Raw genomic sequence first — 18,473 nt, 5'->3', positions numbered from 1 at the left:
TTGAGGGTATGAAGGCCTCTTTCGAACGGCGTTGCACGCGTTGGGCGCAAGCAGATCCAGTTGATCAATGCGCGATTGAACAGTCGCCGCACGCACCTTGACGATGGGCGATCGAGGAGCGCCGGATTTCGGAATCGCCGAACATTCCTCCATACCCTCGATCAATCAAACAGCCGCTGCCTTGACGACAGCGGCTGAAAAAAATCGGCCGATCAAACCCCGCGGTGACGGGCTGTGCAGGAGCTCCTTGGTGCGCTCTTCTGAACGCTCGGCGCTCTAGAACCGACCACCGACCCCGACGCGGGCGCCGACATAGGCTTCGCCATCCCCTTCGACGGTGGCGCGCAGCATTGCGTCGATGACCCAGGCCTCGTTTGCCTGCAGCGACACGCCCGCCAGCACCGAGCCGAACATGCCGCTGCCATCGAGACCGGAATAGCCGGCCGCGGCACCGACCCGCGGCTTGAGCGTCACGTCGTTCTCCATCGTAAACTGTCGCTCGATCTCCGCCCCAAGGCTCACCCGGAACTGTTCGAGGGCAAACCCCTCCAGACCAAGCTCACCGCCGGCGTCATTCCGGACACCGTAGTCATCGACATCCTCATTCAGATAGACGGCGCGCAGCTTGGGCGTGAGGATCGTATCCTCATCCAGGTCCCATTGGCCGGTAATGGAGCTGTCCCACAGCCAGCGACTGCTATCGAAAGAGCCATCGAAGAAGGCCGTGTCGATGTCGTTGTCGGAGCCGCCATAGAGAAGGCTGGTATTGAAGAAGATGCCCTGTATGAGCTCGAGCGAGGTATATGGGCCGGCGAGCCAACCGGTACCGCGGATCTCGGCGTCGTCCTTCGTCGGATCGGTCATATGATCGATATGGAACGAGAAGCCGATCAACGCCTTTTCGTTGAGGAGATAATCCACGCCCGCCGAAAACAGGCCGAAGCCGCCCCAGCGATCGTCATTCTGTTCGCGGTTGTGGAGCATCATCGTGGCATCGAGCCAGACGTTCAGCGGCGAGACTTCGCCGCCCTCGATGCCATCTGCCGCATTTCTCGCCGCTTCGAGCTGCGCCAGGCTGGTGGCAAAACTCATGCCGACCCCATCCCTCGAAGGCGACACGCGCATTGTCACCGGATCGGTTGCGCTCAGCATCCGGCGCCGATCGAGCAACCCAGGCACCTGGATGCTCGACGCCAGCAGATTCTGCCGGGCCTGAACAAAGCCGCGCACGAGGCTATCGATCTCGCCGACGACAGCATCCGCATCGAAACTTAAATTGTAAGTGATCACGCCGACATTGGAGGCGCCGGCGGCGGCCGTCAGCTGGTACGCGATCTTGACCTGGCCCGAAAAAGCGGGGTCCGGTGTAAACTTGAGGTAATAGCCGACGGGCGCGAATGCACCGACCTGGGCGAGCTCACCCTCGATGATCTCCGCCTTGCCGGCGTTGGCCGGCGTCACGGTCAGGACCTGGGCATCGCTGAACGGTCCGCCCGTCGCACCGCCGTTCAGATAGACGTTTGGTGGTGATGAGCCAGCGGGAACGTTGACGGTCTGGTCGGGGGCACTGACCTCGCGAGCTACGACCTTCAGCGTATAGGCGGCGCTCGCAGAGCTGCCGGCGGCATCCGTGACGGAAAGCGTGAAGCTGTAGTCCGTGACTTCGGCATCTTCGCTGAGCGGCCCGGTCAATTCGCCTGTCGAAACGTTGAGGACCATGCCCTTGGGCAGGGTGCCGCCACTGACGGCATACAGCAGTGCGCCGTTGCCGCCGGTCGCCGATATCGGCTGGGCATATTTTTCACCGGCCATGGCCTGCGGAAGGGCCCCCGCCGCCGGCGTGAATGTGAATGTGGCGGCAGGTGCTGCCCGGGTGACCATGATCGTATAGGTGTTCACGGAGCCATCCTCAGCCGTCACGGCCGTGGTCACCGTGTTCGAACCGACGGCGAGCGAAATCGGGCCGGAGGCCGCACCAGACGCGACCGCCACCCCGTTGACGGTGACTGTCGCCACCGCATCGCTGACGACAGGTGTCACCGTCAGCGACGTCGTCGCATTGGAAACCGAAGCGGTGTAGGACGTAGAGCCCGCCGAAAACGCCGGCGACAGCGAGCCGCTGCTCAACGACAGGCCCGAGAGGCTGGCATCGCTCGAAGCCGAAAGGGCACGGGTCACGATAACCGTGTAGCTCGTCTGCGTCGTGCCATCCTCAGCGGTGACCACCGTCGTCACCGTGTTGGAACCGACCGAAAGCGCGATCGCTCCGGAAGCGGCACCCGAAGCGACGGCCACGCCGTTGACCGTTACCGTTGCCGTTGCGTCGCTTGTCTGCGGCGTCACCGCCAGCGACGTCGTGGAGTTGGAAACCGAAGCCGTGTAGGACGTCGTGCCGGATGCGAAAGCCGGCGACAGCGTGCCGTTGCTCAGGCTCAAGCCCGACAGCTCGGAGTTCGTCGAAGCCGCACGGGTGACCGTCAGCGTATAGCTCGTCTGCGTCGTGCCATCCTGAGCCGTCACCACCGTCGTGATGACATTGCTGCCGACTGAAAGCGTGACCGAGGCCGATGCCGCACCCGACGCCACGGAAACCCCGTTGACGGTGATGGACGCTGTCGGATCGCTTGCGACCGGCGTCAGCGTCAAGGAGGCAGCGGCATTGGGCACTGAGGCCGTGTAGGCCAATGTGCCCGTCGCAAACGCCGGCGACAGCGTACCGCTGCTGAGCGACAGGCCGGACAGGGCTGCATTGGTCGACGGCGCGCGCGTCACTGTCACCGTGTAGGTGTTCGTCGTGCCGTCCTCTGCCGTCACGACGGTCGTCAGGGCATTCGCTCCGACCGCAAGCGTGACCGAACCGGAGGCGGCGCCTGACGGTACCGTCACGCCGTTGACCGTGATCGTTGCGGTCGTATCGCTGACCGTTGGCGTGACCGTCAGCGACGTTGTCGTATTCAAAACGGAAGCCGTATAGCTGGTCGTGCCGGAAGCAAACGCCGGCGACAGCGTGCCTGCAGACAGCGAAAGGCCGGACAGGTCGGCATTCGACGATGCGGCACGGGTCACGGTCACCGTGTAGGTGTTCACTGTCGTACCATCCTGCGCGGTAACGACCGTCGTCACGACATTGTCGCCGACGGCAAGCGCGACCGGGCCGGAGGCAGCACCCGAAGCGACAGCCACGCCATTGACAGTGATCGTCGCCGTCGTGTCGCTTGCCCCCGGTGTCAGCGTCAGCGACGTCGTCGCATTGGGCACCGAGGACGTGTAGGTCGTCGTGCCGGAAGCAAAGGCAGGAGAGAGCGTACCAGCGCTCAGGCTGAGGCTCGACAGATCCGCATTCGCTGACGCCGCGCGCGCGATCGTGACCGTGTAGGTCTTCGTCGTGCCATCCTGAGCGGTGACCACAGTCGTCACGACGTTGTTGCCAACTGCAAGCGTGATTGGCCCGGAGGCCGAACCGGAAGCGACCACGGCGCCGTTGACGGTAACCGTTGCCGTCGTGTCGCTGACCGTGGGCGTCACCGTCAACGATGCCGTCGCATTGCCGACCGAGGAGGTGTAGGCGGTCGTCGCGGAAGCGAAGGCGGGAGAGAGCGTACCGGCGCTCGTGCTCAGGTCGGACAGGTCGGAATTGGAAGAGGCCGCCCGGGTCACCGTCACGGTATAGGCCTTGGTCGTGCCATCGTGGGCGGTGACGACGGTCGTTACGACATTGTCGCCCACGGCAAGCGCGATCAATCCGGAAGGGGCTCCTGATGTAACCGACGTGCCGTTGACTGTGACCGCGGCATTCGCATCGCTGTTCGTCGGGGTCAGAGTCAGTGACGTCGTCGCATTCGGCACCGAGGCCGTATAGGCGGTTGTGCCAGAGGCAAACGACGGGGACAGCGTGCCTGCGCTTAAGCTCAGGGCAAACAGGTCGGCATTCGCCGAACGCGCGCGGGTCACCGTCACGGTATAGGTCTTCGTCGTCGTGCCGTCTTCGGCCGTCACGACCGTGGTTAGCGTGTTAGGGCCGACGTCAAGCTGGATCGAGCCGGAGGCGTCCCCTGACGTAACCGCCACGCCGTTGACCGTGATCGTGGCCCCGGCGTCCGTGACCTTGGGTGTCACTTTCATCGACGCCGTCGTGTTGGGAACAGAGGCCGTATAGGTCATCTCGCCCGACGTAAAAGCCGGATCCAGCGCGCCGGCGCTCAGCGCGAGGCTTTGCAAGGTCGCATCCGTGGAGGGCGGCGAAAAGCAGCTGACCGTGGCAACCACCGTGCCGCTGCTGATATTGCTCCAGGCATAGACGATATGATTGCCGGTCTTAGTCACGGTATAGGTGCCGGTCAGATCAAGCTCGGCGCCCGACCGGCCATGCTCTTGCAGGATTACTCCGTAATCAAGGTCTACATACTCAGTATAAAGCGCAAACCCGGACCCGTTGTCCGGGCTATTGGCCCCGTTCAGGTTTCCCGACGTCGTTGCGTGATACGAAATCACTTCGCCGACGTTCAACGCCAACCCCCTATCCCACAATTCGTCGCTATTTGAAAACGTCTGCCCCGCACCCCAGGTGGAATTGATCGCCGTGCAACCCGCCGATGGAGCCGCCATCGCCACCTGTGGCACCCCTAACGCAACGACAAACAGAGCAAACAACGCCCACAGAACAGAAACAAAACGCGACAAGATCTTACCCCTCCCGCATGAATCACCAGCGGGCTTCCCGGCGCACAACTAGCAATTGGGCAGGAGCGGGCCAACCCCCATTTCAAATATACGTAAAGTCGCATTTTCCTATCGTTAACCGCCTTTTAACGAATAGGGACTGCTGCCCCGCGCGCCGTCGGCTGGGCAAAAAATGCCTGGTGCTTGGAGTTGGCGGCAAAGCAGCGCCAGGTCTTGCCTGGGAGCATCGGCCTAAATGACCGATGCCGCTTCACACAGTGGAGACAACAGCATTGAGCCTGCGCAAACCCGGCGTCGGATGGCGGCGGTTTGCGATAGCTTCACCCGGTCACCGCCCCCTCGTTGGCCGGTCGGGCCAGGGCTGCAAACTTTGCCAGTACGCCGCGTTTGTAGCGTGGCTCCGGTTGCCGCCACAGGGCGCGTCGTCTTGCCAGTTCTTCCGGCTCGACATCGATTTGCAGCAGTTGCTGATGGGCGTCGATGACGATGCGGTCGCCCTCTTCCACCAGCGCGATCGTACCGCCCTCGAAAGCTTCCGGCGTGACGTGGCCGACGACCATGCCCCAAGTGCCGCCCGAAAAGCGGCCGTCGGTGATGAGCCCGACGCTGTCGCCGAGCCCCCTGCCGATGATGGCCGAGGTCGGCGCGAGCATTTCGGGCATTCCGGGTCCGCCCTTCGGCCCGAGGTAACGAAGCACGAGAATATCGCCCGGCCTGATGCGGTCCGACAGGATGGCGTCCATCGCCGATTGTTCGTCCTCGAAGACGCGCGCAGGACCGCTCATGACAGGGCTCTTCAAGCCGCTGATCTTGGCAACGGCACCGCCTTCGGCCAGGTTTCCCTTCAGCACCGCCAGGTGGCCCTCGCGGTAGATCGGTCTTTCGTAAGGCCGGATAACCTCCTGGTCCGACCGTGGCTGGTCCGGAACGGCCGCAAGCTCTTCACCGATCGTCCTGCCCGTGATCGTCAGACAGTCGCCATGCAGAAGACCCGCATTCAGAAGGATCTTCAACACCTGCGGCACGCCGCCCGCCCGATGCAGATCGATGGCCATGTACCGGCCAGACGGCTTGAGGTCGCAAAGGACCGGAACGTTGCGGCGAACGCGCTCGAAGTCGTCGAGCGTCCACTCGACCTCCGCCGCATGGGCGATGGCAAGGTAGTGCAGCACCGCATTGGTCGATCCACCCGTCGCCATGATCAGGGCGACGGCATTTTCGATCGACTTGCGTGTCACGATGTCCCGGGGCTTGATGCCCTTCTTGACCGCTTCGACCAGGACATGGGCCGATTGAGCGGCGCTGTCCAACTTCTCCTGATCGGGGTTGGCCATGTTGGAGGAATAGAGCAGCGACATTCCGAGCGCCTCGAAGGACGAACTCATGGTATTGGCGGTGTACATGCCGCCGCAGGAGCCGGTCGACGGACAGGCATTGCGTTCGATGCCCTCGAAATCCTCTTCGCTCATCTTGCCCGCCATGAAGGCGCCGACGGCTTCGAAGGCGGAGACGACGGAAAGGCTCTGCCCCTTCCAGTGACCGGGCTTGATCGTGCCGCCGTACACGTAGATCGCCGGAGCATTGGCCCGAAGGATGCCGATCATGCCGCCCGGCATGTTCTTGTCGCAGCCGCCGAGCACAAGCACGCCATCCATCCACTGTCCTTGCACTGAAGTTTCGACGCAGTCGGCAATGACTTCGCGCGAGACAAGCGAATATTTCATCCCTTCGGTGCCCATCGACATGCCGTCGGAGATCGTCGGCGTTCCAAAGACCTGCGGATTGGCGCCCGCAGCCTTGATGGCAGCCACCGCGGCGTCGGCCAGCGGTTGCAGCCCGGCATTGCAGGGCGTGATCGTCGAATGACCGTTGGCAATGCCGATCATCGGCTTGGAAAAGTCGGCCTTCTCGTAGCCCAGCGCATAATACATCGCTCGGTTGGGGGACCGTGCGACGCCTTGCGTGATGTGTTTCGATCGCTCGTTGTAGGCCATGGCATGCTCCCTCATTTGGTTCGAGGTGGAGTTTACTGGCGTTCATGAAGCTTGTGAAATATACTTTTCACGCCGGAATAAGTCGTAGAACATATCAATCGGATCACATCATGGATTTGAGACAGCTTCGCCAGTTCGTCGCCGTCGCCGAAGAGCTGCATTTCGGCCGTGCGGCCTCTCGCCTCAACATGACCCAGCCGCCGCTCAGCCAATCGATCCAGGCCTTGGAGAAGGAACTGAACGTGCAGCTCTTCAAGCGCACCAAGCGGAGCGTGGAGCTGACATCTGTCGGCAGGCAATGGCTCGCCCACGTCCGCCAGGTACTGGACGGCGCGAACAGTCTTGCCGGCACCGCAAGGAGGCTGTCGCGCGGCGAGATCGGGGTTCTGCGTCTGTCCTTCGTCAGCACGGCCGACTACAGCGTGCTGCCCGACATGGTCAGCCGCTATCGCGCGGCCTATCCGCACGTGGAATTGACGATGCGCGAAGCGACCAGCGATATCCAGATAGAGGCGTTGCTCGACGAGGAGATCGATGTCGGCCTGATCATCGCGCCCAGCCGGGCGTCCCTCCATCCGACCCTTTCCTACCGGCCGCTCTTGCGCGAACCGCTGGTCGCCGCGGTGCCAACGGCCTGGATCGAGCAGGGACGAAAGGGCTTTGCCGCAAGCAGTCTGGAGCCGGCCGATTTCTTCAAGGCACCCTTCATCGTCTTCCCGCGGCGGGCGGCACCGGCCTTTCATGACATCGTCTCGGGATACTTCGCCGAGCACGGAATGGCATTCTCGACCCACCAGGAAGCCATCCAGATGCAGACGATCGTCGGTCTGGTCGCATCCGGGCTTGGTGTCGCTCTGGTCCCCCAAACCATGACCAATCTTCAGCGGCGCGGCGCAACCTATTTGCCCCTGGCAGGCCGCGTGCCGGAGGTCGAGACCGGCCTTGCTTGGCGCAGTGCAGACCAGAATCCGGCCCTCGACACGTTCCTTGCCGCGGCGGTGGCGGCCGATAGCGATTGAGAATGCGGCTTCTGCCGATCGGGCTGAAGCGCAACGGCTTCTCTGGAATGTCGCGGAACGCTACCGCACGAGACCGCGCAGGTCCGGCATGCGATTGCTGATGATGGTTTCCATCGAGAAGAAGCCGGTGACGGTCATCAGGTCGAAATCGGTGATGAGTTTCTGATAGAAGGCGTCATAGCCGGCCATTCCGCGTGTCACCACCTTGATCAGATAATCCCAGTCGCCGCCGATCCGGTAGAGGTCCGTTACCTCGGGCAGCCGCTCGACATGCGTGCGGAAACTGTCGGCCCATTCCTTGGAATGGTGGCGGGTGCGGATCATCACGAACACCGTGAGGTCGAAGCCGAGCGCTGCAACGTCGATCGCTGCGTGAGTGCCAAGCACAAGTCCGCTGGCGTTCAGCCGCTGCAGGCGCCGCCAGCACGCGTTCTGCGAAAGGCCGACTCGGTCGGCCAAATCACGCTGCGAGATCGTGCCGTCCTTTTGCAGACAGGACAGAATCCGCATATCAATATCGTCAATCTTTTCCATTTTACCGATCATATGACCCGAATTCGACTCGTTCCAGCATAAGAATGATGAGGTTTGCATGCAACCGATCGATTAGACTTATCGTCTGTCCGACCCGGGAGGAAACGATGACGATGCCGTGCCCACGCCAGCCACGCATGAGCGGCCCGCTCGATGCGTTTCGGGAAAGCCTTGCCGGCGACGATACAATCTCGGCGCTGCGGGCGGGGCTGGTCGGCAAGACTGCCAAAATCGAGGGTCCCTTCGGCGTCAAGAACCTCGTCTATGCCGACTATGTCGCCTCCGGCCGGGCATTGATGCAGATCGAGCAATTCATTCTCGAGCAGGTACTGCCCTACTACGCCAACAGCCACACCGAAGCGTCCTACTGCGGCGGCTTCATGACCCGGCTGCGTCGCGACGCGCGCGCGGTGATCGCCGGTTGCTGCGGAGCCGGACCTGAGCATGCCGTAATTTTCGCCGGCTCCGGCGCCACCGCCGGCATCAATCGGCTCGTGAACCTGTTGGGGGTCACCGAGGCGGTCGCCACTGGGCGGCGTGTTCGCATCCTGATCGGACCCTATGAACATCATTCCAACATCCTGCCCTGGCGTGAAAGCGGCGCCGAAGTGGTCGAGATTGCCGAATGTCCAGCGGGTGGGCCAGATCTCAGCGCGCTCGGCGACGCGTTGCTACAGCCGGCCGATCTCACGATTTGCGCCTTCTCCGCCGCCTCCAATGTCACGGGCATCGTCACCGACGTTGCAGCCGTCACCCGGATCGCCAAGGCTGCGGGCGCAAAGATGGTGTGGGACTATGCCGGCGCCGGCCCCTACCTGCCGATCGACATGTCGCCCGACGACGACGCCAAGATCGACGCGGTGGTCGTCTCGCCGCACAAGTTCATCGGCGGGCCGGGCACGTCGGGTGTCCTGATCCTGCGACGCGACGCGGCTGTCACGGCAAAACCATCCTGGCCCGGCGGCGGCACGGTGAAGTTCGTTTCGCCGACCGGCCATGACTACAGCCAAAGCCTCGAGGCGCGCGAGGAAGCCGGCACCCCGAACGTCGTCGGCGATATCCGCGCGGCACTCGCCTTCCTCGTCAAGGAAGCGATCGGGGCTGCGGCAATGCAGGCCAGAAACGCGGACTTGACCCGCCGCGCAATCGCCGCATGGCGCGGCAACGAGCGACTGGAACTACTTGGTCCTCTCGGGCCGGAGCGGTTGCCAATCTTTTCCTTCCGCGTCAGGGACGGCAAGGGCGGCCATGTTCACCAGCAACTGGTAACCCGCATGCTCAGCGACCGCTTCGGCATCCAGGCACGCGGCGGCTGCGCCTGCGCCGGACCCTATGTGCACCGGCTCCTGGGAATTGACGATGGCCAGTCGCAGCGCCTGCGCGAGGCCATTCTTTCAGGACAGGAAATGCTGAAGCCGGGTTTTGTCCGGCTGAACTTCAGCGTCCTGCTTTCGGACGAGGAAGTGGCGTTCATCCTCGAGGCCGTCGGCCAGCTTGCGGCCGACGCGGCCAGCTACGAGCAACATTATGATTTCGATCCGTCGCGCGCCATTTTCTTCCCGCGCGCCGCACTTGCACTGGGGGCGTGAGCGATGACGAGGCCCGACATTGCGGCTTTCTTCGATCCGCGAACCTGGTCCGTGCAATATGTGGTCAGCGATACGAAAACGCGGGCCTGCGCAATCATCGATCCGGTGCTCGACTTCGACGAGAAGTCCGGCGCGGTAGCGACTGGCAATGCCGACCGGCTGCTCGACTTTGTCCGCGCGCAAAACCTCGACGTCCAGTGGATCCTGGATACCCATCCGCATGCCGACCACTTTTCGGCCGCCGCCTATCTGAAGGCCAAGACCGGCGCCCCCACGGCCATCGGCGCGCATATCGTCGATGTGCAGAAACTCTGGGCCGACATTTACAACTGGCCAGGCCTGAAAACGGATGGATCGCAATGGGACCGGCTGTTTGATCGCGGCGACACGTTCCGGATCGGCACTCTCGAGGCCGGAGTGATGTTCTCGCCGGGGCATACGCTGGCGTCGATCACCTATCGCGTCGGTGACGCGGCCTTCGTGCACGACACGGTGTTCATGCCGGACAGCGGAACTGCGCGCACCGACTTCCCCGGCGGCAGCGCCAACGCGCTTTGGACGAGCATCCGCGATATCATGGCTCTGCCTGACGACACCCGCATCTTCGTCGGTCATGACTATCAGCCTGGTGGCCGGGAACCGCGCTGGGAAAGCACCGTCGCCCAGCAGAAGACGGACAACATCCATCTGACGCGCTATGCCTGCGAAAGCGAGTTCGTCGCGTTCCGCGAGGGACGGGATCGAACGCTGCCGATGCCCAAGCTCATCCTCCACGCCCTGCAGGTCAACATCAACGGCGGCCGGCTCCCGGAGCCGGAGGAGAACGGCCGGCGCTACCTGAAATTCCCGATCGATGCGCTGCGAGGGGCGGCATGGTCCTGAAGCCATTGCCTTCAAGACAATGCTCGGCACCAGGGCTTTCCACCGGCCCGGGTGCATCGCTGGTGCCGTCGGCTCACCCTCGACGGAGCTGTCGACCATGACGCTAGACGTTGTCCAGTTCGTGTTGGCAGCATTGTGCGGCGGTCTCGTCGGTTTCAGCCTTGGATTGTTTGGCGGCGGTGGCTCGATTCTGGCCGTCCCCCTGCTCGTTCAGGTCGTCGGCGTCAGCAACGTGCATGTGGCAATCGGGACCAGCGCCGTCGCGGTTGCGGCGAACGCGCTGTCGGGATTGGCGATGCATGCGCGACACGGCACGGTCAAATGGCGCTGTGCTAGCCTTTATTGCATCACCGGCATCGGCGGTGCGTGGATCGGCGCCACGCTCGGCAAGGCACTGGATGGACAAAGGCTCTTGCTGCTGTTTGCGGCGCTCATGGCCGTCGTCAGCGTGACGATGTTGAGGCGGCGACACCTGGTCGGTGATCCGGCGTCGAGCTGCACGCCCAGAAACGCACCGAAGGTGCTCTCGTTTGGAGCCGGAACCGGCATTGTCTCCGGCTTCTTCGGGATCGGTGGCGGCTTCCTGATCGTGCCGGGCCTGATGGTTTCCACAGGCATGCCGACGATTAACGCAATCGCCACATCGCTGGTGGCGATTTCCGCATTCGGCCTGACCACCGGGGCGAGCTACACATTCTCCGGCCTTGTCGATTGGCCTCTCGCTTTTTCATTCATCGGCGGCGGAGCGCTTGGCGCCCTCACGGGTTGCCGCGCCGCCCATGGCTTCAGCAAGTATCAATCCACGTTGAACCTGCTGTTTGCGGCACTCACTTTCGCCGTCGCAATCGGTCTGGCGCTTTATGCCTTGCGATAGGATCGCAGGCGCTTGCCGGAAAGCGTTTCGGCGACACTCTGGCGCCACAGAACGATGCCCCACCGAGAACAGTATCTGTGACGTGTCTTCGTCGCCCGGCGACAAATGTAGCTAACCTACATTTCTTTTGACATATGTAGCTTTCTTCATTATGACGATGATCACGCACGGCGAGTGAGACCATGAGGGCCCAAGAAGGGCTCTCGGATGAGGCCGATGCGATCGTTCGGAGGAAATCGATATGTCACGCCGTTTCGCGCTGGCTTCAGCGCTTGTTGCCCTATGCTCAGTTTTCTCGTCCGGCAGTGCGCAAGCCGCCGGAATGACCGTCTATTGCCCGATGTCGGAAGACGATTGCGCCTCCGTCCTGAAGGCGTTCAAGGACGATACCGGCATCGAAGCGCAGTTCGTGCGCATCGGCGCCGGCGAAATCCTCGCCCGCATTCGGGCGGAAAAGAGCAATCCGCAGGCCGGGCTTTGGCTTGCAGGCGCTGCCGACAACTTCATCCAGGCCGCCAATGAGGGCCTGCTGGCACCGCACAAGAATGCCGGCATCGATAAAGTTGACCAGCGCTACACCGACAAGGACGGCCGCTGGACCCCCATCTCCCTCTCGCCAATCGTCTTTGCCTACAGCCAGGCGGTTCTCGATGAAACCGGCGCCAAGCCGCCGACAAGCTGGAAATCCTTTGCCGATCCGGCCTTCAAGCAGAGCGTCGCTCTGGCTCATCCGGCATCGTCGGGAACAGCCTATGTGGCTCTCGCCTCGATGGTGCAGCTTTTCGGCGAGGAGCCTGCCTTCGAGCTTATGAAGACGATCGACGAGAACGTGGTTCAGTACACGCGCTCCGGCGTCGCGCCATCGCGCATGGTCGCCAACAACGAGATCGCGCTTGCCATGGCCTATACGCAGGACATCGAGGCCGCATTGGCACAGGGCTATCCGGTCGGCTACGCCTTTCCCGAAGAGGGAACCGGCTTCGAGGTGAATGCGGCGGCGGCCATCGCCAACGCGCCTGAGGAGCAGTCCAAGGCTGCCGCCAGCTTCCTCGACTGGGTGCTCACCGAGAAGGGCCAGGCTGCCATCGGCGCAACGTTCCGCGGGCCGATCGTGCCGGGCTACAAGAACCCTGAGGCCAAGATCGACCTCTCCAACGTGAAGATGATCGACTACAACTTCAGCTGGGCCGGCGAGAATCGCGCGCGCCTGCTGGAGCGCTACGAAAACGACGTGCGCCACAAGGCCGACGCCAAGTAACGCCGGCAAGGAGCCTCGCCATGACCCTCGTCTCGCAAGCGACCCCGTCCGGGCGGACGGGGGCATCGCCGGCCTTCCTGCGCAAGATTGTCGTCGATCCCTGGCTGTTCGGCATTTTCGCCGTCGTCACGGTCTCGGTGCTCGTCTTTGCCGCCTTGCCGATCTTCACCGTTCTGAAGCAGGCCGTCATCACCGACCGCGGCTTCGATCTCGCCGCGCTGGCCGAGGTCCTGTCCAAGTCCTTTGTCTGGGAATCGTTGTTCAATACGCTGTTGCTCGGGGCGACCTCGGCCGTGATCGCCACCTTGATCGGCTTCGTTCTCGCCTTTGCGGCAACGCGTACGACCATGCCCGGCAAGACCTTCGTGCATGGGGTGGCGCTGCTGCCGATCATCTCGCCGCCCTTCGTCATGGCGCTCGCGGTGGTGATCCTGTTCGGGCGCTCGGGCCTCATCACCCGTGAGCTGCTCGGCATCCGCAACGCCAACGTCTACGGCTTTCACAGCCTGGTCCTGATCCAGTCGCTTGCCTTCACGCCGATCGCCTATCTCAACATCCGCGGCATGTTGCAATCGATCGACAGTGCGCTGGAAGATGCTTCCGCCTCGCTCGGCGCCTCGCGCTGGGTCACTTTCTCGCGGGTGACGCTGCCGCTCGTCACGCCGGCGATCCTGAGCTCGGCGCTGCTCGTCTTCGTCAAATCGGTGGAGGATTTCGGCAACCCGATGCTGATCGGCGGCAATTTCAACACGCTTGCCGTCGAAGCCTATTCGCAGATGGTCGGTTACTTCGACCTGCATTCCGGCGCGCTGCTCGCGAGCCTCATGCTGGTGCCGTCGATCACCGCCTTTCTTGTCCATCGCTACTGGGTCAGCAAGCGAAGCTACGTGACGGTCACCGGCAAGCCGACGGCTCAAACGATCCGCATTTCCGGCGCGGCCGTGGTGCTGCCGCTTTCGATCCTCTGCTACGCGATCGTCTTTGCGATCCTGCTGTTCTACCTGACGGTCATCTACGTCTCGTTCACGCGGCTGCCGGGCATCGACAACACGCTGACGTTCGACCACTACGCAACGGTTTTCACCGCCGGATTCCAGACACTTGCCAACTCGTTGCTGCTGGCGGGGATCACCACGCCTGTGACAGCCATTGCGGGCATGTTCATCGCCTATCTCTTGGTGAGGAAGGCATTTCCCGGCAGTTTTCTTCTGCGCTGGGGCACGCTGCTCTCTTTCGCCGCGCCCGGCACCATTCTCGGCATCGGCTATGTCAGCACCTTCAACGCGCCACCGCTGCTCCTGACCGGCACGGCTTTCATCGTGGTCGCCGCCATGGTGGTGAAGAACCTGCAAGTGGGCATCGAAGCAGGCTCGAACCAGCTTCGCCAGATCGACAAGTCGATCGAGGAGGCCTCGATGACGCTCGGCGCTTCCAACACGCGGACCTTCTTCCAGATCACCCTGCCGCTGCTCAAACCGGCGCTGTTCACCTCGCTATCCTATGCCTTCACCCGGTCTCTGACGACGCTCAGCGCAGTGATCTTTCTGGTTTCGGCCAACTGGACGCTGATCACGGTCACCATCCTGTCGCAGGTGGAAACGCTGAAGATCGGGGTCGCGGCGGCCTACTGCAGCATCCTCGTCTTCGTCGTGCTCGCCATCCTGGCGCTCATGCAACTTCTCCTGTCGTCGACATCGCCCAAGAGGTAATCCCATGTCGAAAGTCATTTTCTCCAATATTTCAAAGCGCTTCCCCGGGGCGGCCGGCGTGGCCGCAGGCCTTGCGGTCGATCGGCTCAACCTCGTCATCGAAGAGGGGACGCTGGTGACCTTGCTTGGCCCCTCGGGCTGCGGCAAGACGACGACGCTGCGCATGCTTGCCGGTTTCGAGACGCCCTCGGAGGGCGCCATCACAATCGGCGGGCGCGACGTCACCAATGTCCCCGTCAATGCCCGCAATGTCGGCATGGTGTTCCAGAGCTACGCCCTCTTCCCGCACATGACCGTGCGTGAAAACGTCGAATACGGCGTGCGGCTTCTCAACCTGCCGCGGCAGGAGATGAAGGACCGGGTCGGCTCCGTCCTTGCGACGATGGCGCTCGAGACCTACGCCGACCGCTCGCCCTCACGGTTGTCGGGCGGCCAGCAGCAGCGCGTGGCGCTTGCCCGCGCCGTCGTCACTCAGCCGAAAGTGCTTTTGTTCGACGAACCGCTCTCCAACCTCGACGCACAGCTCCGCGAGCGTATGCGCGACGAACTGCGCGCCATCCAGCTTCGTCTCGGGATCACCAGCCTTTACGTTACCCACGACCAGAGCGAGGCCATGGCAATTTCGGACCGTGTCGTGGTGATGCGCAACGGCGTCATCGAACAGGACGACACGCCGCTCAACGTCTATTCCCGTCCCGGCACCGGCTTCGTCGCCGAATTCATGGGCAAGGCAAACATTCTGAATGGCCGTATCGAGGCGGTTGACCAATCCACCCTGTCGATCCGCATCGCCTCCACGGTTGCCTTCACGTTGCCGCGCGGCAGCCGTGCCTTCAGACCGGGCGAAGAGGTGCGCTGCGTCGTTCGGCCGGAGCATATCCGTGTCGATGCAGAAGGAGCGATGCAGGCAAAGGTGCGCCGCGTTGTGTTCCAGGGCGCCTATGTCGAATACCTGACTGATCTGGAGGGGCAGGAATGCGTCTTCCTCGACAGCAATTACTACCGCACGGGCGTGGCTGAAGTCGGCCAGATGCTGCGCCTGTCCGTCGACAGCCAGCCCGTCTGGATCCTGCCGAACAGTGAAGCCGCCGACATGGGAAAAGCCGCATGACCATCAACCAGCCCATCCTCCACAGTCTCTACGAAACGATCACAAGCGTTGCCAAGGAAGCCGCGCTCGCTGCAGGCGCAGTGGCGCGCAAGGGCTTCATCGAGGCGAGCCCGGAGACGCTGCAGACCGAGCAGAAGGCGGGTTTCTTCGACATCGTGACCGCCTGCGACAAGGCGGCGGAACGGGCCGCCTGCGACATCATCTGGTCGCGACTGCCGCAGTCGCGCATTCTCGGCGAGGAAAGCGGCTGGCAGGGTGAGGGCGAGACGACCTGGATCATCGACCCGATCGACGGTACCAGCAATTTCGCCTCCGGCCTGCCGTTCTTCTGCGTCTCGATCGCTGCCTACTATGCCGGCGAGCCGGTCTGCGGCATCGTCTACGATCCGATGCGGGAAGAGCTGTTCATGGCGAGCGACGGACGCCTGACGCTGAACGGCGACGTCGTCTCGCCTTTTGCGCGCGCCAACAGCGATCGCCATGTCGAACTGCTGAGCAACGCCCCCTATGAAGGCGAACGGCCCGATCTGGCGGCGCTCGAGGCCTATGCCGATCTCGTCACCTCGTTTCGCGCCGTTCGGCGCCTGGGCTCCTGCGCGCTCCACCTTGCCTATGTGGCGGTCGGCCGCGTGGCCGTTTCCTACGAGTCGAAATTCAGCGCCTGGGACATCGCCGCCGGCGTACAACTGGTTGCGGCCGCCGCCGGGCAGATCATCGCTCAGGACGCAAACGGACGACGCCTCGAGGCAAACGAGCAGGCGCTTGGCGCCGTGAAAAGGCTCGTTGTCGCGCAGGCCGGTTTTGACTATCAATCGTCCTGCCTGTCGAAGCTGATGGCAGACGGCAGGTTGTAATCCGCAATTGCGAAAGACGCTTCATGACACGAGCATCCGAGATGTCGGTACGATGGGTCCCATGCTGGATCTGATCAGGCAATCCCTGTCCCAGTTCACGCCCGCCGAGCGCAGGATCGCGGAAGCGATCCTCGACACGCCGAGCACGGCGATCACCTGGTCGATCACGGATGCTGCGCGCGTCGCCAAGGTCAGCGAACCCTCGATCATCCGCTTCTGCCGCAGGCTCGACTGCGACGGATTTCCGGATTTCCGCCTGAAACTTGCCCAGCAGCTCGCCGTTCGCCAGTCCACGGCGACCGTCGCCGAGAGCGGAACCGATCCGTTCGCCGGCATGGTGGACGACATCTTCAATCGGGCGGCGGAAGCGTTACGGGAGACGCGGCATGACCTCGACCTCGATTCCCTGCGTCGTGCGGTCAGCCTTCTGGCGCGCGCCCGCCGGATCGACGTCTATGGCTACGGCGGATCCGGTTTTCTGGCAGGCGAAGCCCAGCATCGCATGGCCTCCCTCGGGATCGCGAGCGTCGCCTATTCCGATCCGACCTTGCAGATGGTCTCGGCGGCACGCCTGTCCCCCTTGGATGTGCTGTTCGTGCTCTCCTTTTCCGGCCGCACCAGCTATCTGATTTCCAACATCGAGATCGCCAAGAAGTCGGGCGCGCGCATCGTCGCCATCTCTCCAGGCGGCTCGATCGTCGCCTCGCTTGCCGACGAGAACATCAATCTCAATGCCTACCGCACGTCCGCGGGGCCACTCATCGTTCCGACCGGCCGCGCGCCGATGTATGTGATGCTCGACGTTCTCTTTGGGCTGCTGGCACCGGAACTCGGAAAGACCGATTGAACCGTCCCGGGTGAGGCGCTGCTGCGTGCTGCAGCGTCCCGGGCGCAGGACACGCCGGCAACCGGAATGTCGTCACACTTGTTACTCCCATCGAACCCGTTCCGGTGCGAAACTACCTCCAGAGCAATCTTGCGCGAAAACGCCCGCGCCAACGAGGAGGTTTCAACCGCCATGACGACATCTGCGGAAAAAGGCGGTCACCCCGCCATGCTGACACCACCGGTCGTGTCGCCACGGGCCTGGGAGGACGCCCGCCAGCAGCTGCTGGTGAAGGAAAAGGTCCAGACCCGCGCGCGCAACGCACTTGCCGCCGAACGCCGGCGCATGCCGTGGATGGCGGTGGAAAAAGCCTATGGCTTCGACGGCCCTGCGGGCAGGGCCAGCCTCATCGACCTGTTTGCCGGTCGACGCCAATTGATCGTCTACCGCGCCTTCTTCGAACCGGGCGTGTTCGGCTGGCCGGATCATGCCTGCAGGGGTTGCTCCATGGTCGCCGACCAGGTTGCCCACATCGCCCACCTGAACGCGCGTGACACAACACTCGTCTTTGTTTCGCGCGCGCCGCAGGCCGACATCGCGCGGCTCAAGGCGCGCATGGGCTGGGAAATCCCATGGTTCACCATCACCGACGATTTCGATGCCGACTTCGGCGTCGCCGAATGGCACGGTACCAACGTGTTCTACCGCGACCGCAAGCGTGTGTTCCGCACCTACTTCATCAACAACCGCGGCGACGAACAGATGGGGAGCACCTGGAACTATCTCGACATCACACCGCTCGGGCGCCAGGAGGTCTGGGAAGATTCCCCTGCGGGCTACCCCCAGACGCCGACCTACAAATGGTGGAACTGGAACGACAACTATGGCGCGGACGCCGTGCCTGACAAGAAATGGGTCGAAGTGTCGGATGCCGGCGAAGCGGCGTTCCGGGACCGGCAACAAAACGAGATGCCATGAGCGTGCCAATCGCATACGCAAAGTGTTTTGCCGGCTGTTGAGCTGCGCAACATCGGCAAGGGTCGCGAAATAGGGGCTATGGCGACGGCATCAAGCGCTGGGCGCGGTTGTCGCGCCAATACCGAGCGAGCTTTGCCGAATCGCCTGCATATCGCTACAGCATTC

The 18,473-nt window shown here is 62.9% G+C and carries 13 protein-coding genes; 10 read left to right on the top strand and 3 right to left on the bottom strand.

Annotated features, from left to right (window positions below; translation table 11 throughout):
* Window positions 1-276: 276 nt before the first annotated feature.
* Window positions 277-4,512, bottom strand: a complete 4,236-nt coding sequence (locus AC1Q80_RS20350; protein WP_492361605.1) for a cadherin-like beta sandwich domain-containing protein — start codon at window positions 4,510-4,512, stop codon at window positions 277-279.
* 488 nt (window positions 4,513-5,000) lie between these two features.
* Window positions 5,001-6,674, bottom strand: a complete 1,674-nt coding sequence (ilvD, locus tag AC1Q80_RS20345; RefSeq protein WP_492361604.1) for a dihydroxy-acid dehydratase — start codon at window positions 6,672-6,674, stop codon at window positions 5,001-5,003.
* Between the two features lie 110 nt (window positions 6,675-6,784).
* On the opposite strand from ilvD, the gene AC1Q80_RS20340 reads away from it, so the two are divergent.
* A complete protein-coding gene (locus AC1Q80_RS20340; RefSeq protein WP_173421298.1) occupies window positions 6,785-7,693 on the top strand; it encodes a LysR family transcriptional regulator in 909 nt (302 codons plus the stop codon).
* Window positions 7,694-7,753: 60 nt separating this feature from the next.
* On the opposite strand, the gene AC1Q80_RS20335 is transcribed toward AC1Q80_RS20340, so the two are convergent.
* The gene (locus AC1Q80_RS20335) at window positions 7,754-8,239 is read right to left on the bottom strand and encodes an Lrp/AsnC family transcriptional regulator (protein WP_412728341.1); all 486 of its coding nucleotides are present in this window, start codon (window positions 8,237-8,239) and stop codon (window positions 7,754-7,756) included.
* 95 nt (window positions 8,240-8,334) lie between these two features.
* Between AC1Q80_RS20335 and AC1Q80_RS20330 the strand changes: the two genes are divergently transcribed.
* From AC1Q80_RS20330 to AC1Q80_RS20290, 9 genes are all read left to right on the top strand, one after another.
* Window positions 8,335-9,816 carry an aminotransferase class V-fold PLP-dependent enzyme gene (locus tag AC1Q80_RS20330; protein ID WP_492361603.1) on the top strand — a complete coding sequence of 494 codons (1,482 nt, stop codon included), beginning with the start codon at window positions 8,335-8,337 and terminating at the stop codon, window positions 9,814-9,816.
* 3 nt (window positions 9,817-9,819) lie between these two features.
* Complete coding sequence (locus AC1Q80_RS20325; protein ID WP_492361602.1) at window positions 9,820-10,698, top strand: MBL fold metallo-hydrolase; 879 nt, start codon at window positions 9,820-9,822, stop codon at window positions 10,696-10,698.
* 97 nt (window positions 10,699-10,795) lie between these two features.
* A complete protein-coding gene (locus tag AC1Q80_RS20320; protein WP_209788916.1) occupies window positions 10,796-11,572 on the top strand; it encodes a sulfite exporter TauE/SafE family protein in 777 nt (258 codons plus the stop codon).
* A 241-nt stretch (window positions 11,573-11,813) separates the two neighbouring features.
* Window positions 11,814-12,830 (top strand): ABC transporter substrate-binding protein, encoded by a 1,017-nt coding sequence (locus tag AC1Q80_RS20315; protein ID WP_209788913.1) that lies wholly within the window; start codon window positions 11,814-11,816, stop codon window positions 12,828-12,830.
* A 20-nt stretch (window positions 12,831-12,850) separates the two neighbouring features.
* A complete protein-coding gene (locus tag AC1Q80_RS20310) occupies window positions 12,851-14,539 on the top strand; it encodes an ABC transporter permease (RefSeq protein ID WP_492361601.1) in 1,689 nt (562 codons plus the stop codon).
* Window positions 14,540-14,543: 4 nt separating this feature from the next.
* On the top strand, window positions 14,544-15,650 hold the full coding sequence (locus AC1Q80_RS20305; RefSeq protein WP_492361600.1) for an ABC transporter ATP-binding protein: 1,107 nt from the start codon (window positions 14,544-14,546) through the stop codon (window positions 15,648-15,650).
* A complete protein-coding gene (locus tag AC1Q80_RS20300) occupies window positions 15,647-16,504 on the top strand; it encodes an inositol monophosphatase family protein (RefSeq protein ID WP_173421291.1) in 858 nt (285 codons plus the stop codon). Before AC1Q80_RS20305 ends, AC1Q80_RS20300 begins: the two co-directional genes overlap by 4 nt.
* A 61-nt stretch (window positions 16,505-16,565) precedes the next feature.
* A complete protein-coding gene (locus AC1Q80_RS20295) occupies window positions 16,566-17,351 on the top strand; it encodes a MurR/RpiR family transcriptional regulator (RefSeq protein ID WP_209788900.1) in 786 nt (261 codons plus the stop codon).
* A gap of 171 nt (window positions 17,352-17,522) precedes the next feature.
* On the top strand, window positions 17,523-18,308 hold the full coding sequence (locus AC1Q80_RS20290; RefSeq protein ID WP_492361599.1) for a DUF899 domain-containing protein: 786 nt from the start codon (window positions 17,523-17,525) through the stop codon (window positions 18,306-18,308).
* Window positions 18,309-18,473: the final 165 nt, after the last annotated feature.

It is taken from the genome of Ensifer sp. GW823-FHT05D09, assembly GCF_058795755.1.
Note: the sequence above shows the minus strand (reverse complement) of the source record. Positions and strands in the feature narration are given on the sequence as shown.